This is a genomic window from Micromonospora sp. NPDC048868, from assembly GCF_043198195.1.
Classification (GTDB): Bacteria; Actinomycetota; Actinomycetes; order Mycobacteriales; family Micromonosporaceae; genus Micromonospora; species Micromonospora reichwaldensis.
In genome coordinates this window covers 1-24,960 of the sequence record NZ_JBICUN010000029.1, presented here as the reverse complement: position 1 = coordinate 24,960, position 24,960 = coordinate 1, and the positions used below count along the sequence as shown (strand labels likewise).

Genomic DNA, 24,960 nt, shown 5'->3' with positions numbered 1-24,960 from the left:
CGTCACCGCATGACCACGACCGGCGGGAAACTATCGTTCTACCGGCCCATCGTCCCGCTCTTCGCCGCGATCTTCCTGTGCCTGCTCGGCGTGGGCGCGTCCCTGGCGGTGCTGCCGTTCTACGTCCTCGACGAGCTGGGCGGCAACCGGGTCCAGGTGGGGGTGGTGATCGCCGCGATCGCGGTCTCCGCCGTGATCGCCCGGCCCATCGCCGGCCGGGTCGGCGACCGGCACGGGTACCGGACGGTGATGCTGGGCGGGGCGGTGGTGTGCGCCGCCGCCGGGGCGGCCTACCTGGTGGCCGGCAACGTCGGCGTGCTGGTCGGCGTCCGGGTCCTGCACGGGATCGGTGAGGCGGCCGTCTACACCGCCGGCGCGGCCTGGCTGGTGGCGCTGGCGCCGGCCGACCGGCGGGGCCGCGTCGTCGGCCTGTACGGCATCTACATGTGGCTGGGCATCACGCTGGGCGCCCTGCTCGGCGCGGTGCTGCTGCGTACCTCCGGTTATCCGGCGGTGTGGCTGTTCGCGGTCCTGGCGGCGGCCGTCGGGGCCGCGCTCGTCGCCACCCGGCCGCGGCCGCAGCAGGCGAGCCCGGCGGGCCGGGCCGGCATCCTGCCGCGCAGCGCGGTGGCGCCCGGCGTCGCGCTCTCCCTGGCCGGGTTCGGCTACGCCGCGCTGGCCGCGTTCGTGGCCCTGCACATGGCCGAGCGGGGCATCGAGAACGGCATCGTCGCGTTCAACGCGTTCGGCTTCACCTACGTGGGGGTCCGGCTCGTCGTGGGCGGGCTGCCCGACAAGCTCGGCGCCGGCCGGGTGGCCGTCGGGTCGGCCCTGGTGGAAGCGGTGGGGCTGCTCCTGGTCGCGGTCGCGCCGAACCTGCTGGTCGCGGTCCTCGGCGGGCTGGTGATCGGCGCCGGGCTCTCGCTGCTCTTCCCGGCACTGGCCCTGTTGGTGATCAACCGTACGGACCCGGCCCACCAGGGGACGGCGCTCGGCGCGTTCACCTCGTTCTGGGACATCGGCCTGGTGGCCGGGGCGCCGCTGGCCGGCCTGGTCGCCAGCATGGCCGGCTATCCGGCGGTCTTCCAGGTGATGCTGCTGGCGGCGCTGCTGTCGGCGGCCCTCTCGGCGTGGACGATGCTGCCCCGCCGCTCCTGAGGTTGGCGGCGGAGTCGATCTTCAGGGGAGGCGGGACGGGGACAGCGGGGTGGGATCGACCGGGGGCGGGGCGTCGACCGCCAACGCGGCGAGCAGGGCGCCCGCCGCCGGCGAGGTCTGGACGCCGTAGCCGCCGAGCCCGGCCATCCAGAGGAAATCCGGCGCGTCGGGCGCCGGGCCGATCACGGGCACGTCGTCCGGGGCGGAGGTCCGCAGCCCGGCCCAGGGCTGGTGGACGCGGCGGATGTCCAGTGTGGTCGCCGCCTGCACCCGGTCGGCGCCGATCGCCACGTCGAGGTCGTCGGGGCGGGCGTCGCCCGGCGGCACGGGAGTGGTGTCGCACGGGGAGACCAGCAGGCGCCCCGACTCCGGCTTGAAGTAGAAGGTGCCGTCGACGTCGTTGACCATCGGCCAGTCCCCCGCAGGGACGCCGGCCGGCGCGTCCACCAGGAAAGCGGTGCGCCGCAGGGGCGTCAACCCCACCGGTCGTACGCCGGCCGCCGTCGCGACCTCGTCGGCCCAGGCGCCCGCCGCGTTGACGACGACCCGGGCGCTGAACTCGCCGGCGTCCGTGTCCACCTGCCAACCGTCGCCGCCGCCCCGCAGCCGGCGGACCCGCGCGCCGCACACGACCCGGCCGCCGGCCGCCCGGATGCCGCGCAGGTAGCCCTGGTGCAGCGCGGCGACGTCGAGGTCCCGTACGGCCGGCTTCACCATCGCCCGCCGGCACCACTGCGGCCGCACGACGGGGCAGTGCCGGGGCAGGTCGGCGACGTCGATCTCGCGGGCCGGCGGGTCCACCTCGGCCCCGTCGCGCAGCGCGGCCTCGAAGGCGTCCTCGCTGCCCGGTGGGCAGAGGCTGAGCGTGCCGCGCGGAGTGAGCAGCGGGTGCTCGGCGAACCCCGGCGGCGGTGCGGTGAGGAAGCCCCGGCTGGCCCGGGTCAGCGCGCGCACCGCCGGCCCGCCGTAGTACTCGGAGAACACGGCGGCCGAGCGGCCGGTGGAGTGCTGGCCGGGGACCTGCTCCATCTCCAGCAGCACCACGGTCCCGTACGCGGCGAGGTGGTGTCCGGCGCTGGCGCCCGCGATTCCGCCGCCGATGACCAGATAGTCGATCATCGATTGAACGGTAGTCGGCGGGCCCTGTGCGGACAAGGCCCGCCGAACATCGATCTCCCGCCGCAGCCGCAGCCGGAGTTCACGGCCACGGCCACGGCCGCAGCCCTGGCCCCGGCAGCAGCCGGAGTCCACGGCCGCGGCTGCGGGCGAGCCGCCCGGCCCGCCGGTGCGGCGGGCCGCGTGGGTCAGGGGCCGCAGTAGAGCAGGCGGTTCGGCGTACCGCTGACCACGCCCGTCACCACTCCGGTCGTCGCCCTGCCGACCAGGTACGCGGCCACCTGCGCCGGGCTCCAGGTCGGATTGGCCGAGAGGGCGAGCGCGGCGCAGCCGGTGACGTGCGCGGCGGCCATCGAGCTGCCGCTGATGGTGGTCACCGCCGCGTCGCCGGTGTGCCAGGTGGAGGTGATGTTGGCGCCGGGGGCGAACAGGTCGATGCAGCTGCCGTGGTTGCCGCTCGGCATCCGGGCGTCGGTGCTGGTGGTGCCCGCCACGGTGAGCGCCGCCGCGACCCGCGCCGGGGAGTAGTTGCAGGCGTTGGCGTTCGAGCTGCCCGCCGTGACGGCGTAGGTCACCCCGGACGAGATCGACCGGTTCACCGCGGCGTCCAGCGCCGTGCTGGCGCCGCCGCCGAGCGCCAGGAGCGCCACTGCCGGCCGCACGGCGTTCGCGGTGACCCAGTCCACCCCGGCGATCACCTGGGAGAAGGTGCCGCTGCCGGCGCAGTTGAGCACCCGTACCGGCCGCAGCTGGATCTCCTTCGCCACCCCGTGCCGGGTGCCGCCGATGGTGCCGGCGAGGTGGGTGCCGTGGCCGTTGCAGTCGTCCGCCGGGCCGCCGTCGACGAGGTCGACGCCGCCGCTGGCCCGGACGCCGAAGTCGCCGTGCGTGCTCCGGATGCCGGTGTCGATGACGTACGCGTGCACGTTGTGCGCGGTGTTCGGGTAGGCGTACCGGCCGTCGAGCGGGAGGAGGCGCTGGTCGATGCGGTCCAGGCCCCACGACGGCGGGTTGAGCTGCACGCCCGGCCCGACGAGGGTCACCACCCGGTCCCGCTCCACGTACGCCACGGCCGGGTCGGCGGCGAGCCGCCGGGCGGCCCGCTCCGGCAGGTGCGCCACGAATCCGTTGAGCGCGTGCCCGTAGACGCGGTCGACGGTGGCCCCGTAGCGGTCGGCCAGGCGGCCGGCGGTGTCCGCGACGGTGGCCCGCCGGTCGTCGGCGCGTCCGATCGCGTCGTCCCTGAGCACGACGACGTATCCGTCGGTCACCGCGTTCGGGGCGTCGGCGTGCAGGATCTCGCCGGTGGCCGGGGCGGCCGCCGCGGGGGTGCCCATCGCGGCGACGACCGCGGCGGCGGCGAGTACGCCCACCGCGCGGGCCCGCCATCGCCGGGTACGGGGAAGTGTCATCTGCCGGTCCTCCTCCTGTCGGCCCCGCGCCGGCTCGTGACCGGACGCGGAGCAGCCTGGCCGTTGAGAGGAGGCTATCGGCTATATAGATCCATCTGAATGCCTGTCGGGGTGTCGGCTACCCGGCGAAGCGGTAGAGCACGAATCCGTACAGGGACTCCGCCCCGGCGTCCCCGCTCTGCCTGCCGGCACCGCAGGCGATCACGCTGGTGTTCCACGAGCACGTGTCGCTGCGTACGTCCGCCAGTTGGCCCAGCTCGGCCACCTCACCCGATCCCACCGAGAGCCCGGCGACGCTGCGGTCGTCCTCGACCGAGCTGGGCGGGTCGGCGAGGAGCAGCAGGTTGCCCGCGTCCAGCCGGACCGCCACCCCGCCACGGTCGGCGAGCACGGCGCGACCGTCGGGGCCGAACAGTGTGCCGGCCGACTCCGGGGAGGTCCGCCGGGCGAGCAGGTGCTCGCCGAGCGGCACGAGCCGGGTCGCCCGGGGCGCCTTCCACCGGCTCACCTTCTCCTCGGTGGCCGCCACGACCTCGGTGGTCTCGTCGTCGCCGCCGGTCACCTCCAGCAGGCACGCCCGCCGCTCGCCGCAGGGCACCAGGGCCTCCGGGCGGCGCTTGTCGTCCTCGGCCGTGTACAGCACCTTCGGCTGGGCGTCGCTCGTCAGGTCGTACGCGAGCAACTGGTAACCGGCGTCGTCGCGGGCCACGTAGAGGCGGTCCTCATGCGCCACCACCAGGTCGTCGTGGTCGGCCACCCCGGCGCGGGTGCGGACCACCTGGCCGCTGCCCATGTCGACCAGTCGGACCGACCGGTCCGCGCCCACCTGCACGATGCGGTTGACCTCGCCGCGCCAGGGATCGCGCGGGGAGCCGTCGAGGAAGGCCGGGCCGCCCAGGGCCTTGTCGGTGGTGACCGGGTGGACGCTGGTGCGGGTGTTGTCGTACTCGTCGCGCGGGCTGGGCAGCGACCAGACCTCCCCGCCGTCGCCGAGACGCAGCCCGACGAGCCGCTTCCCGGCGCGGTCCACCTGCACCGCGACGCCGTCGCCGAAGATCACGTCGTCGTTGCCCAGGATCGACCGGCGCCACCGCTGGTCGCCGGAGGCGCCGTCGAGCAGCACGAGGTCCCGGGGGGTGTCGTCGCCGATCGCGTCGGCGAAGACCGCGACCGCGCCGGGCAGGGCGACGATCCCCTTCCACCGGTCGGAGGACACCGCGGTCTGCTTGCGCCACTTCACCGCGCCGGTGCCGGCGTCGACCGCCACCACCTCCAGCCGCCCGTCGCCGAGCGGATACCCGAGATAGGCCCGCTGCCCGAGGACCGCGGTGAACATGTCCGCCGGTCGTTCCGTGCCGGCGGGCACCCGGGTCAGCTGGTCGACGGTCCGGAACTCCAGGGCGGGATAGCGGTCCCGGGTCAGGTACAGCACCGCCGCCGTCGCCACGCCGGCGAGCGCGAGCACGGCGGCGAGCGAGATCCACAGCGCCCGGCGTCGGGGGAGCGCCGGCCCACTCCGGCCGCCGCCGGGCGACGCCGACACCGGCGTGCCGGAGACGGGTACGCCCAGCCACGCCCCCGCGGGACCACCTTGCGGTACGCCCGGCGGTGCGAACGGGTCGGGCGGTGCCGGTGCGGCGGGCACGGTCGGGGCGGTCGGCGGCCCGGCGACCATGGTCGGCGTCAGCCCGGCGGGCAGGGCCGGGGTCACGCCCTCCGGTCCGGCGACGGCGGTCGGTGTGGGGGCCGGGCCGGCGGGCACGGTCGGCGCACTGCCGTCCTGGCCGCCGACGCCGTCCCCCGGCGCGGCGGGCGCGTGCGGCGAGCTGCCGGCGGATGCGGGCTGCGCCGGCACGGCGGGCGGTGCCGGTGCGGAGGCCTGCGGTGCCGGCGCGGCGGGATCGGGCGGTGGTGCTCCGGCCGGCTGCGCCGCAGCGGGCGCGGGTGCGGCGAAGGCGTCGGCGGCCCGGGCACGCCGGGGCAGGGGCAGGTCGGTCAGCGCCCCCTCGGCCACCGGCAGCTCCGGCTGCTCCAGCACGGTCGGGGCGATGCCCAACTCGGCGTGCAGCAGCCGGGCCACCATCGGCATCCGGGTGGCGCCACCGACCAGGAACAGGCCGGAGAGCTGCTGCGGGTCGAGGCCGGCCGCGCCGATCACGTCGCGGGTCACCGCCACCGCCCGGCCCAGCAGGGGCCCGGCCACCCGCTCCAGGTCGGCCCGGGTGAGCGTGACCGCAGCCTCCACCCCCGGCACGGCCACCGGCGCCGCCGGCACCCGCGACAGCATCTCCTTCGCGCCCCGGACGTTCTCCCAGAGCTCGTGCCGTTCCCGCCACCGGGTCGCGGACTCCGGGCGGGTCAGCCGCTCCCACCGCGCCGGATGCGCCTCGGCGACCAGTTCGCCGAGGCGACCCAGCAGGGCGGCGTCCACGTCCAGGCCACCGAGGTCGTCCGCGCCGCCCGCGGTGACGACCGTGAACCCGGAGTCGCCCCACGGGTCGGCGCCCTCGTTGCGCAGCACCGCGACGTCCAGCGTTCCGGCGCCGAAGTCGAAGACCGCGATCGTCCCGCCCACCGGCACCGGGCGGCGCAGCACCTGCGTGTAGTAGCGGGCGGCGGCCACCGGTTCCCGCAGCAGCCGGGTGCCCGGCGGCGTGGGACCGGAGAGCGTGTGCTCGGCCGCCGACGGCCAACCGGCCGTCGCCAGGGCGTCGGCCAGCACCTGGCGGCGGGCGGCGTCCCAGGTCGCCGGGCACGTCAGCACCGCCGGGGGCAGGAACCCGACCGCCTCGACGGCCGCCCGGGCCACCGCGTGCAGCGTCGCGGCCAGCAGTTCGGCCGGCGGGTACCGGCGGTCACCCAACACGACGGCGGGCTCGTCGATGCGCCGCTTCGGGTTGGGCTCGTACCGGCCCGGATCGGTGCGGGCCAGCCGCTGGGCGTCCCGGCCGGCGTGCAGCAGCCCGTCCGCGTCGGCGTACACGCCGGAGGGGATGATCGGCTGCCCGTCCACGAGCAGTGGCCGGGTGTGCCCGTCGGGCCGGCGCAGCACGGCGACGGTGTGGGACGTGCCGAGGTCGACGCCGAGGGCGTACCCCTCGTGCTGGCCTGCCATCTGCCGTTACCTCCGCGGGACGAGGGGATGCCCGGCCCCGAATCGTACGCAGCAGCCGCACCAGCGCCGTTCGCGCCCTGACGTGCGGCTCAGGCGGCGCGGACCGTCACCCGACGACCAGGTCCAGGCCGGCGATCTGCTCGGGGTCGGCGACCACCTCGATGCCGAGGATCCGGTCGGTGACCACGAAGCTGAGCACCAGGCGGGTACGGCCGTCGACGAGCACCACCGCCCCCGGTGTGCCGTCCACGAACGCCGGGACCGCCCCCTGCGCCTTGCCGGAGAAGAAGCTGGCGACCGTGGCTGAGCCGTGGGCCTCGCCGGCCCCGCCCATCCGCACGGCCGCCGCGTCGGAGCGCAGGACGACGTGCGGGTCGAGCAGGGTGAGCAGGTCGTCGAAGCGCCCCTCGCGGGACGCGGCGAGGAACGCCTCGACGGTCCCACGCTGCCGGGCCCGGTCGGCCTCCGGCGCCGGCGATCCGCCCTGCACGCGCCGGCGGGCCCGGCTGGCGATCTGCCGTACGGCGGCCGGGCTGCGGTCGACCACGGGCGCGAGCTCGTCGAAGGAGACCGCGAACATGTCGTGCAGCACGAACACGAGCCGCTCGGTGGGGCCGAGGGTCCGGAGCACCACGTCCAGCGCGCGCCCGACCGACTCCGTGAGCATCGCCTCCCGCTCGGGGTCGGCCTCGCCAGCGTCGGGCGTGGTCGACTCGTCGGCGGCCACGTCGGCGGGCCGCTCGTGCCGCGCGGTGCTGGAGCCCAGCCGGTCGAGGCAGACCCGCCCCACGGTGGTGGTGAGCCAGCCCGGCAGGTTCTCGATGCCGTCGACGTCGGCGCGGCTGAGCCGCAGCCAGGTGTCCTGGACCGCGTCGTCGGCCTCGGCCCGGGAGCCGAGCATCCGCTGGGCCACGGAGCGCAGCCGTTGGCGCTGCTCCTCGAAGCGCTCGGCGAGCAGGTCGGTGTCAGTCACGGCCTCGCCATCCCGGTCGGCCTCCGGCCTTCGTGTGGCCCGGGTCACATCTGTCACGTCGCCCCTCCGGCTGTCGACAGCAGGGTGACGAAGAGGAAAGCGCTGCGGCGGGGGCGTCGGCAGCGTAACAGGAAGGACGGCACACGATGTCCGTACAGGCCCGTATGCAGAACCCCGCGACCCTGCTTCCCGACGCGGTGAAGGCGATCAATCTGCTCTACAAGGCGGCCCACTCGGCCGGGGTCCCGGGGAGCACCCTGGAGCTGGTCCACCTGCGGGCCAGCCAGATCAACGGGTGCAGCGCCTGCCTCGATTCCGGCGCCCGCAACGCCCGGAAGGCGGGGGAGACCGAGGAGCGGCTGTTCGCGCTGGCCGCCTGGCGGGAGACGCCGTACTTCACCGACGCCGAGCGGGCCGCACTCGCGCTCGCCGAGTCCGCGACCCGACTGGCCGACCGGGCCGACCCCGTGCCCGACGAGGTGTGGGACGAGGCCGCCCGGCACTTCGAGGAGAAGGAACTGGCCGCGTTGGTGCTCTGGCTCGCCACGACCAACTTCTTCAACCGGTTGAACGCCACCACCCGCCAGCCCGCCCCCCAGAACTGGGGCTGAGCGGGCGACCGACCCGGGCGTACGGCGCGTGCCGCCGCACGCCCGGGTCGCCGCGTACGGCAAGGGGCGCTCAGACGGTGTGTACCAGCCGGAAGCGCTCGAGCAGCACCGCAGTGTCGTCGTCGACGGTGAAGCCCGGGTCACCCAGCTCCGCGCGCACCTCCGCGCTGTGCCAGAACGTCTCGTGCCCGGCCCGCCACTGCGCCACCGACTCGTACCCCTCGCCCTCGTCGAGGGCGTGCGGCAGGTCGACGTCGCCGAGCCGGACCACGCGTACCTCGGTCACCTCGATCACCGCGACCCGCCGGCCCGCCGAGTCGACCACCGCCGAGCGCTCACCCACCTCGGGCATCGGCTCGTCCGTCCGCTCGTAGCCGAGCACGAGGCTGGACGTCGACGTCTTCGCGCCGGACAGGATCGCGGCCACCAGCTGGTCCCGCAGCGGCCCGGGGAAGGCGAACTCCGCGGTGGGAAGATCATCAAGTTCCACGTCCGAAGGGTACGCGTCAGCGCTGCCCGGGGCGGTCGGGTTTTCGCCGACGCTGAAGTTTCCGGCATTCGTTTCCTCAGGGAGCTGTGGGCCCGTCGACAGCCGGCTGGAGGTTTGCCACCATCGGCGGATGCTCGGAGGCGAGAGGCCGGTGGTGGTTGCCGTCTGCGGATCTCCCGGAGCCGGAAAAACCACGGTCGCCATCGCATCGGCGCGCCGCCTCGGGCTACCGCTGTTGACCCGGGACGAGTTGAAGACCGGCCTCGGGCTGTCCTCCGCTTCCGTCACCCAGGGTGGCGACGTCCAGCTCGATTCCGATTTCCACATCGCCGGTGGTCCCTTCAGCCTCCGCGCCGAGGCCGTGATGGCCGACGCAGCCCGGCTGTTCGCGACCGCACGGGTGAGTTTCGTCGTGGAGTCCTCGGTGTTGTCGCACATGCTGCTCGATGCGCTGACCACGTGTGGCGCACGAGTGCTCGCGGTGCACGTCGTGGCCGACGAGGCAGTGATCCGCGATCGCCTCCGTGCCAGAGCGGTCAGCGGCGCGGCTGTCGACCAACAGCTCGAATCCCAGTTCCAGCGGGGCGAAATGAAGCGGTCGATCTTCGAGCCGCCGGACGGAGTCGACGCCGTCGTCGAAGTAGACACCTCAGACCAGGGGGATCCGGTCATCGAACCCATCGAGGAAGCGGTCCTCACCCTGCTTCGGTCAACGCCCTGACGGTTCCGGTCCAGCGGTAAGTGCGTAGCGTGTCGTTGCGCGTGTTGGGACACTGCGCCGGTGACCGGATCTGCACTGCCTCAGCTGCTTCGGCCTCGTGCCCTGAGGCCCGGAGATCTCGTCGTCATCGCATCGCTGTCCGGGCCGCTCCATGCCGCTTACGAGCCCGACCTCGAGCAGGCGATGGTCGTGCTCGAGCGGATGGGATTTCGCGTGCGTCGGGCTCCGCTACTCGAAGCAGGGCGTCACCATTGGTGGAGCGCGGCTACGCCGGCGGAGATCGCCAGGGAACTCAATGCTCTGCTGCGTGATCCTGAGGTGCGCGCCATCATCGCGCACGACGGTGGCCAGACGGCGCTGGGCTACCTCGACCTGATCGACGTTGCGGCGATCGCTGCCGACCCCAAGCCGATCCTCGGCTACAGCGACATCTCGCTGCTGCATCTGGTGCTCTACGCACGCACGGGACTCGTCGGGTTCCATGCCGACTTGGCCACGCCTGGACTCGGCGGGGCATGGCAGGTTGCGCCCGCAGCGCGCCGAGCGCAACTTGAAAGGCTCTACTCGACGTTGCTGACCAGTACGGAGGCCATCGGTGCGCTGCCTACCACCCCCTCGTGGGAGTGCTGGCGTGCCGGTCGTGCCGAAGGCCGGCTGATCGGCGGGGTGATCAATCGGATTGTGCTGGCGCAGGCGACGCCTTACGCGCTGCCGCTCGAGTGGTTCGACGGCGCGGTGCTGTTCTGGGAGGAAATGGGCGGCCACGCGTCGTACGTGTGGAGCTACCTGCAGGTGTTGCGGCACTGCGGCATCCTCGATCGGATCTCCGGCATGGTCGTGGGCGTCCCGTACGCGATCGACGGGCTCGGGGCGCCCGACGCGTCCCCGGCCCTGCCCGAGATAGTCCTCGACGTCCTCGGTGAACGTGACATCCCGGTCCTGGGTAACGTCGAGTTCGGACACGCCGGCCCGAATCTGCCGATGCCGGTCGGCATCCACGTCGGCCTCGATGCCCAGCAGCGGACGTTGTCACTGCTCGAACCGGCGGTACGGCCGCATGTGACCACGGGACCGTTCGGCTGAGCTATGCGGATCGGTCAGGGGCCACCCGCGAGTCGGCAAAGGTAACGGACGGCCGGGGGAACGAACTATCGCCCACCGGCACGAGGACCCGCCTCGGGCGGCTCGGCCGCTGCTACTGGCCCGCCAATGGCACGCAAGATCAGAGAGAGCTGAAACGAGAACGGCCCAGGCTCGGCGAGAACGCCGCTGACCTGGGCCGGTACTGCTGGAGCGGGCGACGAGAATCGAACTCGCACCGTCAGTTTGGAAGATCGTTTCCGCCTGACCCGATCTGTCCGGAGCGCCTGGTCAGCGGCGGTGCCGTGGTGCCCGATCACGACCGCTGCTGACCGCCCGTGACACCGGCTACTGGCACGTGGCTGGCACGGCTGCGCGGTGGGCGCGCGGCTGTCCGGCGGCGTACGGCTTACCGCCCCCGGCCTTCGGGCCGGGGGCGGCCTGCCGTGTCGCGAGCTTTCCGCGCGCCTGGACCCCGGTGTCCGGTGGCAAGCCGCGGAGCGGCGCGGCAGCGATCGCCCTTGCCTCGGCGAAGGTGACCGCCCCCGCGATCGTCAAGAGCGCAAGTAGCTAGCCAGTCGCCATGCGGACAGCTCCGATGTCCGGTCTCCGGTACGGTCCCGCAGTGGACCTTCAATCTAGGCGAGCGGCCACCAAACGAGTAGTAGGCACTTCCGTGCTGCTCGCTGGCTTGCTGATCTCTGTGCTTACGATGGCGAGCGACTCAGGACAGGCCGAGGCGCACATCCTTGCCGGCCTTCTTGTCCTAGCCGGCGTCGGGTTGCGTCTAGAAGCCGCGATGCTCGCTTCGCCGAGGTAACACGGCCCCTGGTTGGCTGCGCGCGGCCGATGCCGGCCGGAGGCCGCCAGCAGGCCAGTGCGCAGCCAACGCGCCGCGCTTGCGCGGCGCCTTGATCCTATTGAGAGTGTTTCGGCAGCGCTTCGGTCTCGTAGCTTATCCTCCGTCGACTGATGTGCGAGACACGTCCGCCAGGTGGTCTGCGACAGTGGTCGGTTTCGGCACTCTAGGCCCGACATCTCCGCGCGCGCCACCGTAGAGAACAGTGAGTTCGCCCCTATGACATCCCAACGTGATCCCAAACGAGCGATTGGCCGAATTCGCCACGTTGACGCGAAAAACAAAGACTTCATCGTAGAACTGCAAAACGGGTTGGTGGTTCCGTACGAACTACACGACGATGACGACTTCACCAAGGGAGATGTCGTCTTACTCGGCATGGACCTGGATGACATAACCCCGGGGCCGCAGGAATTGTGGCCCGAGGATCGGTGGATCGGCGTCGTTCGCCTCGTCTTGGATGAGGAAGTCGTCATCGACGCTGCTGGGAGGATTCGGACTCTACCCCTACCAGACCGCCTTACCCTCGAAAAGGGCAACACCGTTGAGGGCGTCGATGCGGAGATTCGGAGAGTCATTTCCCCGGATCCCATCAGGTATATCGAACTTCGAGAAGATGCCGTTACAGCCGAACACTTCAAGACCCGACCAAGCGACTCGCCCTCATTCGAGGACTTCGGCGGATTCTCGGACATCGTCGACCGAGCGCAAGAACTGATTGAGCTTCCACTTAAGCACCATGAAGAGCTTACTAGGATTGGTGCAAGACCAATCAAGGGCGTGCTGTTTACCGGCCCGCCTGGAACCGGCAAGACGATGCTGGCCCGCATCATCGCCAATCGCGCGAATGCGGTATTTTACGAGATTAGCGGCCCTGAGGTGTTGAGTAAGTGGTACGGCCAGAGCGAGGAAGTCATTCGCACCATCTTCGAGGACGCCGCTAAGCAAGATCGGGCAATCGTGTTCTTCGACGAGATGGACAGCTTGGCATCCCAGCGCAGCGACAGTTCGCACGAGGCGACGCGCCGGATCGTTGGTCAGTTACTTGCTTCTATGGATGGCTTCACGATCGATACGAACGTTGTCGTGATTGCTACAACCAATCGCCCACAGGATATTGATGTCGCCTTACGAAGGCCCGGCAGATTTGACTGGGAAATTAACTTCTCGCTGCCGTCATTGGAAGATCGTGAAGTAATCCTGCGGACCTCTGCGCGAAAACTCAACATCCAAGGCGACATGCCCCACTCCCTTGTCGCGCAGAAGACTGAGTCGTGGTCACCGGCCGAACTAACAGCAATCTGGAGCGAGGCTGCTCTATTAGCTGTGAGGGACCGACGCGATGTCATTCTTGAGGAAGATTACTTCGGCGGTTTTGAACGAGTTGCCGCCCAGCGTGCGCGGGTCATTGCCAGCATCCGCGAGGAGCCTACGGAGGAAGCCAAATGATCGGCTGGTGGAAGCGGCGGAAGCAACGGCGACGTGAAGCCGCTGCCTTGCAGCGTGAAATGGAATTACGCGAATTCGTTTACCTCGATGAGGTCAGCGTAACAAGCCTTTTGTCGTCGCGCCTCGGGAAGCTTCCAAGCGAGTTTACCGACACGTTGACCAGGGCCACCAAACACCAGACTCATGGCCGCCTAGAGGGCACTTGGTCCGCCTTCAAAGCTCGCGCTGGTTCGCAAAGAGAAACGAGCTTAACCGAGGATGCCAAGGTAGTAAGCAAGGCAACCGTTCAGGCCACATTTAAACGGCTCTACAAGGAAGAACAGCGTTCCTTAGCTCTAAGGCCGACCCTACTGGATGCGCCTCCTAAGAGCGAAGAGCATGCCAAGAAGATCCTCTCGAAGGCCACGCAGGAGCCGAGTGAGAGCATGTGGGTCGTTCCCTCTGAGAGGCTGCGGCGTGGACGCTTAGCGGATCTAGAGGTGGAGGTGCAAGCGGACCCAGCATTCCGGGTAAGCGTAATTATTTCCACTTTTACTGAAATCATGAAAGAGGGCAAGGAGCTCTTTTCCGGCACAGACCAAAGCAGCCTCGATAGGGCGATTGAAGTCAACGGAATTCTTGGCAAGTTAATGGCAGGGCTCGTGCCGCTGCGATGTCGGGTTGTTGACTACGAGATAGCGTCGATGAACGGCCTTGACTATCTCGTTCATCGGAAAGTCCTCGACCAGCTTTCTCCTGCCGATCGCCCCTCAACAAGCGAACTCACCCTTGTCGGGGTAGCCGAACAGTCGTTGTTCTGGAAGGACATAAGGCGAGTACTCTTCTCGAAGGCTAGATTTCGGATCCTTTGCAGGTGCGCTCAAAACGGCTTACGGCCCGAATGGACTGCCGTGAAGCTAGCCGATGTGCTCGGCGATGTTGTGCCTGAGCTAAGGAATGAGGTGAACCTTTTTAGCGCTGGCATGCTGCAGTCAATGACCGCAGGCGCGAAGCGGCAGCAACGATTCCTGGAGCCAAGAATTCGGGCGGTATGTGCATTTGGAGATGCGCTCGCGAGCCAGGCAGGCATAGAACTGACGGAAGAAAACCGGCGAGAGATAGAGACGATTGCGAGTGAGACCGCCGACCTAGTAGTGAGCGTTGCAGAAAGCCGCAAGGCTTTCTCCAGCGTAGCCGCCTATGTAGCCACCTTGGGCGGACGAGAGATGGATCCTGCACTAGTGGCTGAGCTTCGCGTGCGGGCATGTAAGGAGCAAGGGCTACTACCCGGAGGTTCCTCCGCCGGGGTCGAGACCGCAGCACCGCTGGAAATGTCTCTACCTTCAGGAGAGAAGTTCCTAGAAACCGAGATTATCGCCATATATTGGTAATTGGCATACCAGAATCTTGGAATCATCCGGCTCGAAGGATATGTCCAGGATTCTGGTATATCTCACACGCAGTACTCTTGTCTGGCAGCGGCGCATGCGGTCGGCTCAGCGGCCGGCTCGAAGGTGTGTCGAAAGTGCGAGCTATACGGCGTTGCCGTGCTCGGCGTAGGCAGGGGCGCCGTTGTTGCGTGCCATGATCGCGGTGCGGAGTCGACGAGCGAGCCGGGACGGTCCGTGCTGTTCGAAGGCGTCCGCGGGGACGTAACGCCATTCGGTGATTTCCCCATCTACGAAACGAATCGCACGTTCCTGCTCGGCGGTAAGAGTTCCCGCGTCAAAGACGAAGAGGAGTTTGTCGCCCTCGTGTTCAGCGGGCGCCCAGTCGACGACCAGCATCGGGCCGAGCGCGGTGGTGAGGCCCAGTTCCTCTTCGATCTCGCGCAAGCAGGCCGCGCGGGGTGACTCGCCTGGTTCGACGTAGCCGCCGGGGATGTCCCAGTGCTTTTTGTAGCTGGGGCGTACGAGGAGCACGCGGCCTTCGTTGTCGAAGAAGAGGGCGCCGGCGGCGACGCGTGGGGTTGCCATGGGTGGCATCTCGTTGGCCGTCACCAAGGCAGCGTAGATGGGCTGGGTTCAGTCGAGCACTTTGAGCCGGCGAGCCAGGCCGACCAGCTCGCCGGATGGCTTGCCGCGCTGCCGGCGGATCCAGGTCAGGGCTAGTTGACGGCTGAGGAAGTGGTGACGGACCTGCTCGGGTGCCGTCTGTTCGGCGTCGAGCAGCATGGCTTGGGCATCGTCGACCCGGTTCCACGAGCTGTAGGCACGGGCGACTTCGAGGGCGTGCCGTACGCGGCGTTCCATCGGTAGGCCGGCGGTGTCGATACGGGGGCCGAGGTCGATGGCGACTTGTAGGTCTCCCAGCTCAGCGGCGGTGGCGACGCGGTGGATAGCGACGTTGGTCGGGCCGAACGCCGTCCAGAGATGGTTGGCGTCGGCTCCGAGTTGACCGGCGGCGTGGTCTGCGGCGGCGAGGAAGGTGCGGGTGGTGGCGGCGTCGCTGGAGCGGGCGGCGGCCATCGAGCCGGACAGAAACAGGGTTCCGTAGACGGAGATCAGCGCTGGCGTGGCGTGCTTGAGGTGGGGCTCAAGGTAGCCGGCGGCGTCTTCGGTCAGGCGTACGGCTTCGGCGTAGCGGCCAGTGGCGTGCAGGGCGTGACCGACCGAACGGAACAGGGAGCCGGTGACGAGCGGATCACCAGTGGGGCGCACGGCAGCCAAGCCGCGGTCGGCGGCAATCCAAGCGAGGTCGCTTTCTCCGAGCTTGGTGAGTTGGGTGGCGGCGAGTTGGTACGTCAGGCCGAGTAGCCGGCGGGCCTGGTCCTGGTCGTCGCCGTCGTGGTGGTCGGCGGCGGCCTGGGCGCGGTGGAGCAGGTCGGGTAGGCGGCCGGTGACGTATCCGAATCGTGAGTCCTGGTAGGCGTCCCAGAGAGCGCCCACCTCCTTCTTGAGTACGGCGACGCTCGGCGGCTCCGCGTCCGTGCCGCCGCCGAACGGACCGAGGGCGCGGTAGTTCATCAGGGCGGCGCGCAGCGTGGGGACGGTTTCGGTGCCGCTGTCGCCGGTCCAGTCGAGCAGCGAGGGTTCGCCGAGTAGATCGCCGAGAGAGACGTCCAGGACTTCGGCCAAGGACTTGATGACGGAGAGTCGGTCCAGCTCGATCCGGTTGTTCTCGATCTTGCCCAGCCAGTCGGCGGTACGGCCGATCAGCCCGGCCAGAACTTCCTGAGATAGGCCGCGCCGTCGCCGGTACCAGGCGACGCGTTCGCCGATGGTCAGGGTGTTGGTTGTCCCGCGCACCGGTTCACTGTCTCCCCTCGGTCGGCTGCGACCCCGGAAGGATTTTCCGGGTCGCTGGGCGGTATGTGCCACAACCTGTCTGCATGACGGGGCTGAACGTATCGAGCAACTGCCAATCCTGCTCGGGCGCGGGCTGGAAGTACACCCTCGCCCGCACTGCCACTCGGGGGATGGGGCGTGGGTCGGAGAGGACCCGTTCCCTGGCCCGGCGGTCCTGCCTGGACTGCGCGGGCTCCGGTCGCTCGGCGACCTGCTGAGGCTGGCCCGGGATGGGTGCTGGCGTGGGACCGCGACCCGAACGACGGCCCCTGAATGGCCCGCCCGCCTCGGCGCTTCGCACACCAGCGCCGCGACGTCCGGGCGTGCCGGCGCCAGGCGACTTGGTGCTGATCGACGGCCGGGCGTCGGTGCAGTTCGGCGGCGACCGGGCGTTGTGGCTGCGGGTTACCTCGGTCTGCGACAAGCCGACGTACCACGGGTGGGTGTGGCTTACCGGCTACTCCATCAACCCGGCCACCGGTAAGGCGCTGGCGCGGCGGGAGGTCTTCGCACAGATCGCCGGCCTTCAGATCCAGCGACGCACTACCGACAACGCGCCGCCTCGCAACGTGGCGCCGGTGATGAGGAGACGCGGTGTTTGACGTTCGGGTACGACTCGGCGCGGTACTGACGATCGATGCAGCCGATCGTCTCCTGCCCTCGGATGGGCCGGTGACGTTGTGGGTGACCGGCGTTCGGCTGGTGGCCAACCGTCCGCCGCAGGACGAGTGGATCTGGGTCGAGGGATTCAGGCTCGGTCCGTCCGGCCGCCACGGTCGGCAGGCGCAGATCCTGGTACGCGCCAGCAAGCTCCCGCCGGATGGGGCGGCCCGGTGAGCACCTACCTGTCCAAGGCGGTACGCGACCAGCTCCGGGCGGCACAGACGCAGCTTGACCAGCACACCCCGTCGAGCGCTGACGGGCGCTGCGCCACCTGCCGCGAGGAGGGGCCGTGCCCACAGCGTCAGGCGGCGTTGCGGGTGTTCGGCCGTTACCGCCGCCTGCCACATCGCTGGCCGGGTGCGACTCGGCCGGAGTCGGTGGGAGCACCGTCGTCGTGGTCGGGGTGGCTGGCTGCAGCGGTCGGGCGTGTGGCGCCGGGCGGCTGAGCTGACTTGTTCATGAGCGTCGTCATCACCGTCCACCAGGCACCCGGCGACCCGATCATGACGTCGGTGCTGGTGATGCCTGGTAGCCGCCACGACATCGAGGACAGTACGCCCTGTCCTAGCTGGAGCTGATCTGAGAGGTCGGGCAGTCGTAGATGCCTTGGGAGACCGGTTGCCAGGCGCCTTGGTCCTCGCGCGCGCTCTGTCGGTCCGCCTCACGGGCGGCGCGTACCAGTTGTTCGGTTGTGCGGGGGACGGCGGCCAGGAACACCGCGCCAACGTGGTGACAGAACATTGGACCGTAGTCGAGGGGCTGCAGCGGTTCGCCCGCGAGCGTGGCCAGGTCCTCCTTGCTCCAGCCCAGCGGCCCGGCCATCGCCTGGAGCTGCGAGAGTCGGTGCCATGCCCCGCCCAGCATGCCCCTGATGGTGCTCATCGACAGACCGACAAATGGGAACTCCCGTACCCCGAAGCCGCGGTTACGCATAAGACCGTGCAGGACGGCCGGGAACGGGTCCGGGTCCGCTGGATCGCGAGCCGGCCGAGGCTCGGGCGCCGCGCCCTCATCCTGCATAGCGAGCAGAAACTCACGGAGGGCCGCTAGCTGTGGGTGGTTGCAGTACGTCACGCGGTAGACAAACGCGCGCATGATGTCCTTGTCGCGGTCCGGCGGCAGCAGGTGCCCCGGCACCGGATGGCCCGCGACCACGAGCGCGTCGGCCACGGGCAGGCCGAGTTCGGCGGCGAGCGACTCTAGCTGCGGCGTGTCGTAGCCCCGGCCGTTGTGCAGGAGGTCGCGCAGAACCTCGGTCCGTTTCATGACGGTCACCGTATGGCGGCGCTACTGGCACGCCAGTGGTACGCAAGATCAGAGAGGGCTGAAACGAGAACGGCCCAGGTTCGGCGAGAACGCCGCTGACCTGGGCCGGTACTGCTGGAGCGGGCGACGAGAATCGAACTCGCACCGTCAGTTTGGAAGACTGAAGCTCTGCCATTGAGCTACGCCCGCGTGCGCCCCGCCATCGCAGGGCGCGCCGACAGCGTACCGAATGACCCGCGTGCTCCGCGCGGCCGTATCCCCGGCGGGGTGGTCTCGGAGCGTCAGATGTCCGGTTGGTCCCCCTTCGGCGCGTTGAGGGACGCCCCGGGACTTCCGGCGGGTCGCGACGGCATAGACTGCTCGTCGCCACGGGGTGTGGCGCAGCTTGGTAGCGCACTCGCTTTGGGAGCGAGGGGCCGTGGGTTCAAATCCCGCCACCCCGACTGTCGTCCGCGGCCGGTCGCCGGGGTCGCCCTCTGTGCGGTCCCCGGCCGCTGCCGGTGCGTCCGGCCGGCTCGCCTACACTCGATGGGCTGATCACGCCCAGACTAAAACCGAGATCCGTCAAGGAGTACGCCTGTGAAGAGCACCGTCGAGACTCTGAGCCCGACGCGCGTGCGGCTCGCCATCGAGGTGCCGTTCGTCGAGCTCGAGCCGAGCCTCAGGAAGGCGTACCGGGAGATCGGGCAGCAGGTCCAGGTGCCCGGCTTCCGCAAGGGCAAGATTCCTGCGGCCGTGATCGACCAGCGGGTCGGCCGGGGCACCGTCCTCAACGAGGCGGTGCAGGAGGCCATCCCGCAGAACATCCTCGCCGCCGTCCGCGAGCACGACCTGAAGACGCTCGGCCGCCCCGAGGTCGAGATCACCGAGTTCAACGACGGTGACTCGCTGAACTTCACCGCCGAGGTCGACGTCCGCCCGGAGATCACCCTGCCGGACCCGGCCACCATCGAGGTGACCGTCGACGAGCTGCAGATCGACGACAGCGAGATCGACGAGCAGGTGAAGAACCTGCGCGAGCGGTTCGCCACCCTGAAGACCGTCGAGCGGGCCGCCCAGGAGGGCGACTACGTCCAGATCGACCTGAACGCGACCGTCGACGGCGAGGACGTGCCGGGCGGCTCCGCCAGCAACATCTCCCACGAGGTCGGCAGCAAGCAGCTCCTCCCGGGCCTGGACGAGGCCGTCGTCGGCCTGGCCGCCGGCGAGGACACCAGCTTCACCACCCAGCTCGTCGGCGGCGACTTCGCCGGCCGCGACGCCGAGGTGGCGGTGACCGTCCGCACGGTCAAGGAGAAGGAGCTGCCGGAGCTCAACGACGAGTTCGCCCAGATGGCGAGCGAGTTCGACACCATCGAGGAGCTGCGCGGCGACCTGCGGGAGCGGGTCACCCGGGGCAAGCGGGTCGAGCAGATCTACGCCGCCCGCGACAAGGCGCTGGAGCAGATGGTGGCCGCCGCCGAGGTGCCGGCGCCGGAGGGCATCGTCCGCGAGGAGGTCGAGAGCCGCAAGCAGGCGATGGTCGACCAGCTCGAGCGGATCGGCGCCTCGCTGGAGGAATACCTCGCGGCCGAGGAGAAGACCGAGGAGCAGATCGACGCCGAGCTGACCGAGGCGGCGACCGAGGGCGTCAAGGTCCAGCTGCTGCTGGACACCCTGGCCGACGCCGAGGACGTGCAGGTCTCCGACGACGAGTTCGGCCACGAGATCGTGCACCGGGCCCAGCGCGCCGGGATGGCTCCGCAGCAGTACTACGACCAGCTGGTCCGCTCGGGCGCGGCCGGTGCCGTCTTCGGTGACGTGCGGCGGGGCAAGGCCCTGGCCTCGGTCATGGAGCGCATCAAGATCAAGGACTCGGCGGGCAACGAGGTCACCCTCGACGCGCTGCGCGCCGAGAACGAGGCCGAGCACAACCACGAGCACTGACCGTGCGGGGAGGCCGCCGTCCGCCGCCTGCGGTGGACGGCGGCCGATTCCCTTTTCGGGTACGCCTCGGCGGTACTGCGCTGATAGCGAACACTGCCCGGACCGGCGCTCTGCCATCCGGCTGAGCGGTTAGTGTCGGGTAGGACGGTACGGAGAGCGAAGGGCTGCCATGACCGACATGCACATCCAAGCGAAGCCGCTCCGGGCGATCGATGCCCGCGGTGGCGACACCATTGGCAACCTCGACGACTCGGTCTACAACCGGTTGCTCAAGGAACGCATCATCTTCCTGGGCAGCGAGGTGACCGACCAGGTCGCCAACCGCATCTGCGCGCAGCTCCTGCTGCTCGCCGCGGAGGACCCGGACCGCGACATCAACCTCTGGATCAACTCGCCGGGCGGTTCGGTCTACTCCGGCATGGCGATCTACGACACCATGCAGTTCATCGACAACGACGTTTCGACCGTGGCGATGGGCATGGCGGCGTCCATGGGTCAGCTGCTGCTCTGCGCCGGCACCAAGGGCAAGCGCTACGCCCTGCCGCACGCGCGGATCATGATGCACCAGCCCTCCGGCGGTCTGGGCGGCACCGCGTCCGACATCGCCATCCAGGCGGAGCAGATGCTCTACACCAAGCGGATGTTCCAGGAGCGGGTCGCGCACCACACCGGCCAGAGCCAGGCGCAGATCGAGGCGGACTCCGACCGCGACCGCTGGTTCACCGCCCAGGAGGCCCTGGACTACGGCTTCATCGACAAGGTGATCATCGGGGCCGCCCAGGTTCCGGATGGCGCCGGGACCCTGAGCTGAGGAGCTGACGATGACCGACCTGAGCCTGCCGCCCCAGTTCGCGGCCGTGCACAACCGCTACGTCCTGCCGTCGTTCGTCGAGCGCACGTCGTACGGGGTCAAGGAGTCCAACCCCTACAACAAGCTCTTCGAGGACCGGATCATCTTCCTCGGCGTCCAGGTCGACGACGCGTCGGCCAACGACGTGATGGCGCAGCTGCTGACGCTCGAGGGCACCGACCCGGACCGCGACATCATCATGTACATCAACTCGCCCGGCGGTTCGTTCACCGCCATGACGGCGATCTACGACACCATGCAGTACGTCCGGCCGGACATCTCGACGGTCTGCCTCGGTCAGGCCGCCAGCGCGGCGGCCGTGCTGCTGGCCGCCGGCACCCCGGGCAAGCGGATGGCGCTGCCGAACTCGCGGATCATCATCCACCAGCCGGCCACCGAGGGCGGCTACGGGCAGGGCTCGGACATCGAGATCCAGGCCCGGGAGATCCTGCGGATGCGCACGCAGCTCGAGGACATGCTCTCGCGGCACTGCAACCAGCCGATCGAGAAGGTCCGCAAGGACATCGACCGTGACAAGATCATGACGGCCGAGGAGTCCAAGGAGTACGGGCTGGTGGACACCATCCTCACCAGCCGCAAGAAGGGCCTGTTGGCGGCCAACGCCGCCAGCTGAACAGCTCGGGTCGCGGTCGGCCGGGAGTCCGCTCCCGGCCGACCGTCTGACACACCCGTTTTGGGGGTCGGAGAAACCCCCGCCAGCGGGTAACGTCGGGTCTGTGCCGCTCCACCGGTGCGCCGGCGGGGTGGACGAGCGGAGTGAAACGAGGCGGACGCTTCCACGTCCGCAGGCGAGGGCCGGGTCTCCGGCCGACGAGTGCAGGGAGAACGTAGGTGGCACGGATCGGTGACGGCGGCGACCTACTGAAATGCTCGTTCTGCGGTAAGTCGCAGAAGCAGGTCAAGAAGCTCATCGCGGGCCCCGGGGTCTACATCTGCGACGAGTGCATCGATCTCTGCAACGAGATCATCGAGGAGGAGCTGGCCGAGTCCGGCGAGGTGAAGTGGGAAGAGCTTCCCAAGCCGATGGAGATCTGCCAGTTCCTCGACACCTATGTCGTCGGGCAGGACCAGGCCAAGAAGGCGCTCGCCGTCGCGGTCTACAACCACTACAAGCGGATCCAGGCCGAGGCGGCCGGCGCGCCGGGCTCCGGCAGTGACGCCGTCGAGCTGGCCAAGTCCAACATCCTGCTGCTCGGCCCGACGGGGTGCGGCAAGACCCACCTGGCGCAGACCCTGGCGCGGATGCTGAACGTGCCGTTCGCCATCGCCGACGCCACCGCGCTGACGGAGGCCGGCTACGTCGGCGAGGACGTGGAGAACATCCTCCTCAAGCTGATCCAGGCCGCCGACTACGACATCAAGCGCGCCGAGACCGGCATCATCTACATCGACGAGGTCGACAAGATCGCCCGCAAGTCGGAGAATCCGTCGATCACGCGGGACGTCTCCGGCGAGGGCGTCCAGCAGGCGCTGCTCAAGATGCTGGAAGGCACGGTGGCCAACGTGCCGCCGCAGGGCGGGCGCAAGCACCCCCACCAGGAGTTCATCCAGATCGACACCACGAACGTGCTGTTCATCTGCGGTGGTGCCTTCGCCGGGCTCGACCAGATCATCGAGGCCCGCACCGGCCACGGCGGCACAGGCTTCGGCGCCCGGCTCCGGTCGGTCTCCGAGCGGTCGACCGACGACATCTTCAGCCAGGTCATGCCGGAGGACATGCTGAAGTTCGGGCTGATCCCCGAGTTCATCGGCCGGCTCCCGGTGATCACCAACGTGCGCAGCCTCGACCGCACCGCCCTGGTGCGCATCCTCACCGAGCCGCGCAACGCCCTGGTCCGGCAATACCAACGCCTCTTCGAGCTCGACGGCGTCGAGCTGGAGTTCGAGCCGCCGGCCTTGGAGGCCATCGCCGACCAGGCGATGTTGCGCGGCACGGGCGCCCGCGGCCTGCGCGCGATCATGGAAGAGGTCCTGCTCTCCGTGATGTACGAGGTGCCGAGCAACCCCGACGCCGCCCGGGTGCTGATCACCCGCGAGGTGGTGCTCGAGAACGTCAACCCGACGATCGTTCCCCGCGAGTTCACCGGCCGGCGTGCCCGGCGGGACCGCGAGGAGAAGTCGGCCTGATCCACCGCTGCCGCGCCCGACCGCTCCGGTCGGGCGCGGTGTCGTGTCCGGCCCGGCCGACGCGAGAGGCTCGATCCACCCGTGGCCCGGGAGCCCCGCCACCTCTTCGACGCTGTCGCCGCGCCCCCTCCGGTCGTACGCTGATCCCCATGCGCGTCGCCGTCTGTCAGCTGAACTCCCGGGACGACCGTAAGGCGAACCTCGCGGCCGCGGAGGCCCTGCTGGAACGTGCGGCGGCGGCCGGCGCGGACCTGGCGCTCCTGCCGGAGTTCGTCGACTATCTCGGGCCCGCTGCGGGGCTCCCCGAGCCGGAGCCGGTCGACGGCGAGGTGGGCCAGTTCTTCGCCGGCGTCGCCCGGCGGCTGGGCATGTGGCTGATCGCAGGGTCGATCCACGAGCGCGGGCCGGATCCGGCCCGCACCTGGAACACCTCCCTGGTCTTCGACCGCTCGGGCACGCTCGCCGCCAGCTACCGGAAGATCCACCTGTACGACGTGGAGATCCCCGGCCGGGTCTCCTACCTGGAGTCGGCCACCGTCGCCCCGGGCGACCAGCCGGTGGTCGTCGACGTCGAGGGCCTTCGCGTCGGCCTGTCGATCTGCTACGACCTCCGGTTCCCGGAGCTGTACCGGCAGCTCGTGGTCGAGGGCGGCGCCCAGTTGCTCGTGGTGCCGGCGGCCTTCATGGTCCACACCGGGCGGGACCACTGGGAGGTGCTGCTGCGCGCGCGGGCGATCGAGAACCAGTGCTTCGTCGCCGCGGCGGGGCAGGTCGGCGACCACGAGCCGAGCCGGAGCTGTTACGGACGCAGCATGGTGGTCGACCCGTGGGGGACGGTGCTCACCCAGGTGCCCGACGGCCCGGGCCTGGCCGTCGCCGACCTCGATCTCGACCGGCTGCGGACGATCCGCGCCGAGCTGCCGAGCCTCGCGAACCGCCGGCTCTGACGCTCACCCCTGAAGCAGTACGCCCAGCACGGCGAAGCCGGCGATCGCGGCGGCCGTGACCAGGAGCGCCGTCGTCATGCGGGACCGACCACGGCGGGCCAGCCGAGCCACCGAGACCAGGACGACGAAGACCACGAAGGCGCCGATGACCAGCTGCCAGAACGGCAGCAGCAGTCCCGTCAGCGCGTCCTCGGCGAGCACGGTCACCCGGGTGCGCGGGAGGTCAGCCATGACAGACACTCTGGCACGCCGGGACCGCCTTCGGACCCATGCGGTCATCACGAATGCGCGTCCGCCGGCGGCGGCTCCGGACTCACAGTGACGAACGCCGATTTGCCTTCTCCGAGCGGGCGGCGTAACTTTCTCTCTGCACGCGGGAGGCCGGACAAACCGGCCGACAACGGCACCAGGCTCGTGGCGGAGACGCCGGGCGAGGCTGAGGATCCGGGCGGTGCGAGGACACTCCAAGATGGGGTTGCGATCGCGAGGCCGGCCGGGTAGAGTTCGGAAGCCGGCAGGAGCCGGGCGGATGGCCACGAAGTGGCGATCGGCCGGTCTGCGGCTCTCCACGACAGCAACGACCGCCGTGATACGGCGAGCGTCATCGTGGAATTCGGATCACTCCCTTGATCACCTCGAACACGAGGTTGACACCGGGAAGTGAGCCGAGTAAGGTAGAGGAGTTGCCCCAAGCGGGTTCCCACCATGTGGGACACCGAGTGGTGTGTGGTTGTTCTTTGAGAACTCAACAGGGTGCTTGATAAGCCAGTGCCAATTATGATTTATACCCCGGACTGGTCAGGCTTCGGTTTGGCTGGTCTTGGATTCCTTTGGCAACACTTTTTGTTGTCGGGACAGTTTTTCAACAAGTTTTTGTTGGAGAGTTTGATCCTGGCTCAGGACGAACGCT

22 protein-coding genes and 2 tRNA genes are annotated in these 24,960 nt (G+C 69.7%); 14 read left to right on the top strand and 10 right to left on the bottom strand.

Annotation, left to right across the window (positions count from 1 at the left end):
- Nucleotides 1-9 precede the first annotated feature (9 nt).
- Nucleotides 10-1,158, top strand: a complete 1,149-nt coding sequence (locus tag ACGFNF_RS29105) for an MFS transporter (protein WP_393172050.1) — start codon at nucleotides 10-12, stop codon at nucleotides 1,156-1,158.
- Between the two features lie 21 nt (nucleotides 1,159-1,179).
- Here ACGFNF_RS29105 and ACGFNF_RS29100 read toward each other — a convergent pair whose 3' ends face one another.
- The 4 genes from ACGFNF_RS29100 to ACGFNF_RS29085 all read right to left on the bottom strand — a co-directional run bounded on the left by ACGFNF_RS29100 (nucleotide 1,180) and on the right by ACGFNF_RS29085 (nucleotide 7,774).
- A complete protein-coding gene (locus ACGFNF_RS29100; protein WP_393172048.1) occupies nucleotides 1,180-2,277 on the bottom strand; it encodes an NAD(P)/FAD-dependent oxidoreductase in 1,098 nt (365 codons plus the stop codon).
- A gap of 185 nt (nucleotides 2,278-2,462) precedes the next feature.
- On the bottom strand, nucleotides 2,463-3,686 hold the full coding sequence (locus ACGFNF_RS29095; RefSeq protein WP_393172046.1) for a S8 family peptidase: 1,224 nt from the start codon (nucleotides 3,684-3,686) through the stop codon (nucleotides 2,463-2,465).
- 118 nt (nucleotides 3,687-3,804) lie between these two features.
- Nucleotides 3,805-6,801 carry an Hsp70 family protein gene (locus ACGFNF_RS29090; RefSeq protein ID WP_393172044.1) on the bottom strand — a complete coding sequence of 999 codons (2,997 nt, stop codon included), beginning with the start codon at nucleotides 6,799-6,801 and terminating at the stop codon, nucleotides 3,805-3,807.
- Between the two features lie 106 nt (nucleotides 6,802-6,907).
- On the bottom strand, nucleotides 6,908-7,774 hold the full coding sequence (locus tag ACGFNF_RS29085) for a sigma-70 family RNA polymerase sigma factor (protein WP_393172042.1): 867 nt from the start codon (nucleotides 7,772-7,774) through the stop codon (nucleotides 6,908-6,910).
- A 146-nt stretch (nucleotides 7,775-7,920) separates the two neighbouring features.
- Here ACGFNF_RS29085 and ACGFNF_RS29080 point away from each other — a divergent pair, with 146 nt between their 5' ends.
- Nucleotides 7,921-8,385, top strand: coding sequence for a carboxymuconolactone decarboxylase family protein (locus ACGFNF_RS29080; RefSeq protein ID WP_393172040.1), 465 nt, complete (start codon nucleotides 7,921-7,923; stop codon nucleotides 8,383-8,385).
- 70 nt (nucleotides 8,386-8,455) lie between these two features.
- Here the strand turns inward: ACGFNF_RS29080 and ACGFNF_RS29075 are convergent, their stop codons facing one another.
- Nucleotides 8,456-8,875 carry an ASCH domain-containing protein gene (locus ACGFNF_RS29075; protein WP_393172038.1) on the bottom strand — a complete coding sequence of 140 codons (420 nt, stop codon included), beginning with the start codon at nucleotides 8,873-8,875 and terminating at the stop codon, nucleotides 8,456-8,458.
- Nucleotides 8,876-9,005: 130 nt separating this feature from the next.
- Here ACGFNF_RS29075 and ACGFNF_RS29070 point away from each other — a divergent pair, with 130 nt between their 5' ends.
- The 4 genes from ACGFNF_RS29070 to ACGFNF_RS29055 all read left to right on the top strand — a co-directional run bounded on the left by ACGFNF_RS29070 (nucleotide 9,006) and on the right by ACGFNF_RS29055 (nucleotide 14,354).
- Nucleotides 9,006-9,596, top strand: coding sequence for an AAA family ATPase (locus tag ACGFNF_RS29070; RefSeq protein ID WP_393172036.1), 591 nt, complete (start codon nucleotides 9,006-9,008; stop codon nucleotides 9,594-9,596).
- A gap of 60 nt (nucleotides 9,597-9,656) precedes the next feature.
- Nucleotides 9,657-10,679, top strand: a complete 1,023-nt coding sequence (locus ACGFNF_RS29065) for an LD-carboxypeptidase (RefSeq protein ID WP_393172034.1) — start codon at nucleotides 9,657-9,659, stop codon at nucleotides 10,677-10,679.
- 1,075 nt (nucleotides 10,680-11,754) lie between these two features.
- Nucleotides 11,755-12,984 (top strand): ATP-binding protein, encoded by a 1,230-nt coding sequence (locus ACGFNF_RS29060; RefSeq protein WP_393172032.1) that lies wholly within the window; start codon nucleotides 11,755-11,757, stop codon nucleotides 12,982-12,984.
- The gene (locus tag ACGFNF_RS29055; RefSeq protein WP_393172030.1) at nucleotides 12,981-14,354 is read left to right on the top strand and encodes a hypothetical protein; all 1,374 of its coding nucleotides are present in this window, start codon (nucleotides 12,981-12,983) and stop codon (nucleotides 14,352-14,354) included. Before ACGFNF_RS29060 ends, ACGFNF_RS29055 begins: the two co-directional genes overlap by 4 nt.
- Nucleotides 14,355-14,495: 141 nt before the next feature.
- Here the strand turns inward: ACGFNF_RS29055 and ACGFNF_RS29050 are convergent, their stop codons facing one another.
- Nucleotides 14,496-14,963: an NUDIX domain-containing protein gene (locus ACGFNF_RS29050; protein ID WP_393172028.1), complete on the bottom strand. Its 468-nt coding sequence runs from the start codon at nucleotides 14,961-14,963 to the stop codon at nucleotides 14,496-14,498.
- 24 nt (nucleotides 14,964-14,987) lie between these two features.
- Nucleotides 14,988-16,211 carry a helix-turn-helix domain-containing protein gene (locus ACGFNF_RS29045; protein ID WP_393172026.1) on the bottom strand — a complete coding sequence of 408 codons (1,224 nt, stop codon included), beginning with the start codon at nucleotides 16,209-16,211 and terminating at the stop codon, nucleotides 14,988-14,990.
- 383 nt (nucleotides 16,212-16,594) lie between these two features.
- On the opposite strand from ACGFNF_RS29045, the gene ACGFNF_RS29040 reads away from it, so the two are divergent.
- Together ACGFNF_RS29040 and ACGFNF_RS29035 are read left to right on the top strand one after the other, a co-directional pair.
- Nucleotides 16,595-16,852, top strand: coding sequence for a hypothetical protein (locus ACGFNF_RS29040; RefSeq protein ID WP_393172024.1), 258 nt, complete (start codon nucleotides 16,595-16,597; stop codon nucleotides 16,850-16,852).
- A complete protein-coding gene (locus ACGFNF_RS29035; RefSeq protein ID WP_101413796.1) occupies nucleotides 16,845-17,087 on the top strand; it encodes a hypothetical protein in 243 nt (80 codons plus the stop codon). Before ACGFNF_RS29040 ends, ACGFNF_RS29035 begins: the two co-directional genes overlap by 8 nt.
- A gap of 390 nt (nucleotides 17,088-17,477) precedes the next feature.
- Here ACGFNF_RS29035 and ACGFNF_RS29030 read toward each other — a convergent pair whose 3' ends face one another.
- Nucleotides 17,478-18,179, bottom strand: coding sequence for a hypothetical protein (locus ACGFNF_RS29030; RefSeq protein ID WP_393172022.1), 702 nt, complete (start codon nucleotides 18,177-18,179; stop codon nucleotides 17,478-17,480).
- Between the two features lie 115 nt (nucleotides 18,180-18,294).
- A tRNA-Gly gene (locus ACGFNF_RS29025) sits at nucleotides 18,295-18,368 on the bottom strand.
- Between the two features lie 180 nt (nucleotides 18,369-18,548).
- Between ACGFNF_RS29025 and ACGFNF_RS29020 the strand changes: the two genes are divergently transcribed.
- The 6 genes from ACGFNF_RS29020 to ACGFNF_RS28995 all read left to right on the top strand — a co-directional run bounded on the left by ACGFNF_RS29020 (nucleotide 18,549) and on the right by ACGFNF_RS28995 (nucleotide 24,050).
- Nucleotides 18,549-18,622 (top strand) — tRNA-Pro (locus ACGFNF_RS29020).
- Between the two features lie 136 nt (nucleotides 18,623-18,758).
- Nucleotides 18,759-20,105, top strand: coding sequence for a trigger factor (gene tig / locus ACGFNF_RS29015; protein ID WP_132239241.1), 1,347 nt, complete (start codon nucleotides 18,759-18,761; stop codon nucleotides 20,103-20,105).
- 169 nt (nucleotides 20,106-20,274) lie between these two features.
- On the top strand, nucleotides 20,275-20,916 hold the full coding sequence (locus ACGFNF_RS29010) for an ATP-dependent Clp protease proteolytic subunit (RefSeq protein WP_091628855.1): 642 nt from the start codon (nucleotides 20,275-20,277) through the stop codon (nucleotides 20,914-20,916).
- A gap of 10 nt (nucleotides 20,917-20,926) precedes the next feature.
- Complete coding sequence (locus ACGFNF_RS29005; protein WP_132239239.1) at nucleotides 20,927-21,589, top strand: ATP-dependent Clp protease proteolytic subunit; 663 nt, start codon at nucleotides 20,927-20,929, stop codon at nucleotides 21,587-21,589.
- Nucleotides 21,590-21,807: 218 nt separating this feature from the next.
- A complete protein-coding gene (clpX, locus tag ACGFNF_RS29000; RefSeq protein ID WP_132239237.1) occupies nucleotides 21,808-23,103 on the top strand; it encodes an ATP-dependent Clp protease ATP-binding subunit ClpX in 1,296 nt (431 codons plus the stop codon).
- A 149-nt stretch (nucleotides 23,104-23,252) separates the two neighbouring features.
- The gene (locus ACGFNF_RS28995) at nucleotides 23,253-24,050 is read left to right on the top strand and encodes a carbon-nitrogen hydrolase family protein (protein ID WP_393172019.1); all 798 of its coding nucleotides are present in this window, start codon (nucleotides 23,253-23,255) and stop codon (nucleotides 24,048-24,050) included.
- Nucleotides 24,051-24,053: 3 nt separating this feature from the next.
- Here ACGFNF_RS28995 and ACGFNF_RS28990 read toward each other — a convergent pair whose 3' ends face one another.
- Nucleotides 24,054-24,281 carry a hypothetical protein gene (locus tag ACGFNF_RS28990; RefSeq protein WP_121399376.1) on the bottom strand — a complete coding sequence of 76 codons (228 nt, stop codon included), beginning with the start codon at nucleotides 24,279-24,281 and terminating at the stop codon, nucleotides 24,054-24,056.
- Between the last annotated feature and the right edge of the window lie 679 nt (nucleotides 24,282-24,960).

What these genes read in the sequence shown, in the direction of transcription:
- ACGFNF_RS29010 (WP_091628855.1), top strand. Translation starts at nt 20,275, where the DNA reads ATGACCGACATGCACATCCAAGCGAAGCCGCTCCGGGCGATCGATGCC.
- ACGFNF_RS29105 (WP_393172050.1), top strand. Translation starts at nt 10, where the DNA reads ATGACCACGACCGGCGGGAAACTATCGTTCTACCGGCCCATCGTCCCG.
- ACGFNF_RS29060 (WP_393172032.1), top strand. Translation starts at nt 11,755, where the DNA reads ATGACATCCCAACGTGATCCCAAACGAGCGATTGGCCGAATTCGCCAC.
- ACGFNF_RS29030 (WP_393172022.1), bottom strand. Translation starts at nt 18,179, where the DNA reads ATGAAACGGACCGAGGTTCTGCGCGACCTCCTGCACAACGGCCGGGGC.
- ACGFNF_RS29090 (WP_393172044.1), bottom strand. Translation starts at nt 6,801, where the DNA reads ATGGCAGGCCAGCACGAGGGGTACGCCCTCGGCGTCGACCTCGGCACG.
- ACGFNF_RS28995 (WP_393172019.1), top strand. Translation starts at nt 23,253, where the DNA reads ATGCGCGTCGCCGTCTGTCAGCTGAACTCCCGGGACGACCGTAAGGCG.
- ACGFNF_RS28990 (WP_121399376.1), bottom strand. Translation starts at nt 24,281, where the DNA reads ATGGCTGACCTCCCGCGCACCCGGGTGACCGTGCTCGCCGAGGACGCG.
- ACGFNF_RS29070 (WP_393172036.1), top strand. Translation starts at nt 9,006, where the DNA reads ATGCTCGGAGGCGAGAGGCCGGTGGTGGTTGCCGTCTGCGGATCTCCC.
- ACGFNF_RS29100 (WP_393172048.1), bottom strand. Translation starts at nt 2,277, where the DNA reads ATGATCGACTATCTGGTCATCGGCGGCGGAATCGCGGGCGCCAGCGCC.
- ACGFNF_RS29095 (WP_393172046.1), bottom strand. Translation starts at nt 3,686, where the DNA reads ATGACACTTCCCCGTACCCGGCGATGGCGGGCCCGCGCGGTGGGCGTA.
- ACGFNF_RS29080 (WP_393172040.1), top strand. Translation starts at nt 7,921, where the DNA reads ATGTCCGTACAGGCCCGTATGCAGAACCCCGCGACCCTGCTTCCCGAC.
- ACGFNF_RS29005 (WP_132239239.1), top strand. Translation starts at nt 20,927, where the DNA reads ATGACCGACCTGAGCCTGCCGCCCCAGTTCGCGGCCGTGCACAACCGC.
- ACGFNF_RS29055 (WP_393172030.1), top strand. Translation starts at nt 12,981, where the DNA reads ATGATCGGCTGGTGGAAGCGGCGGAAGCAACGGCGACGTGAAGCCGCT.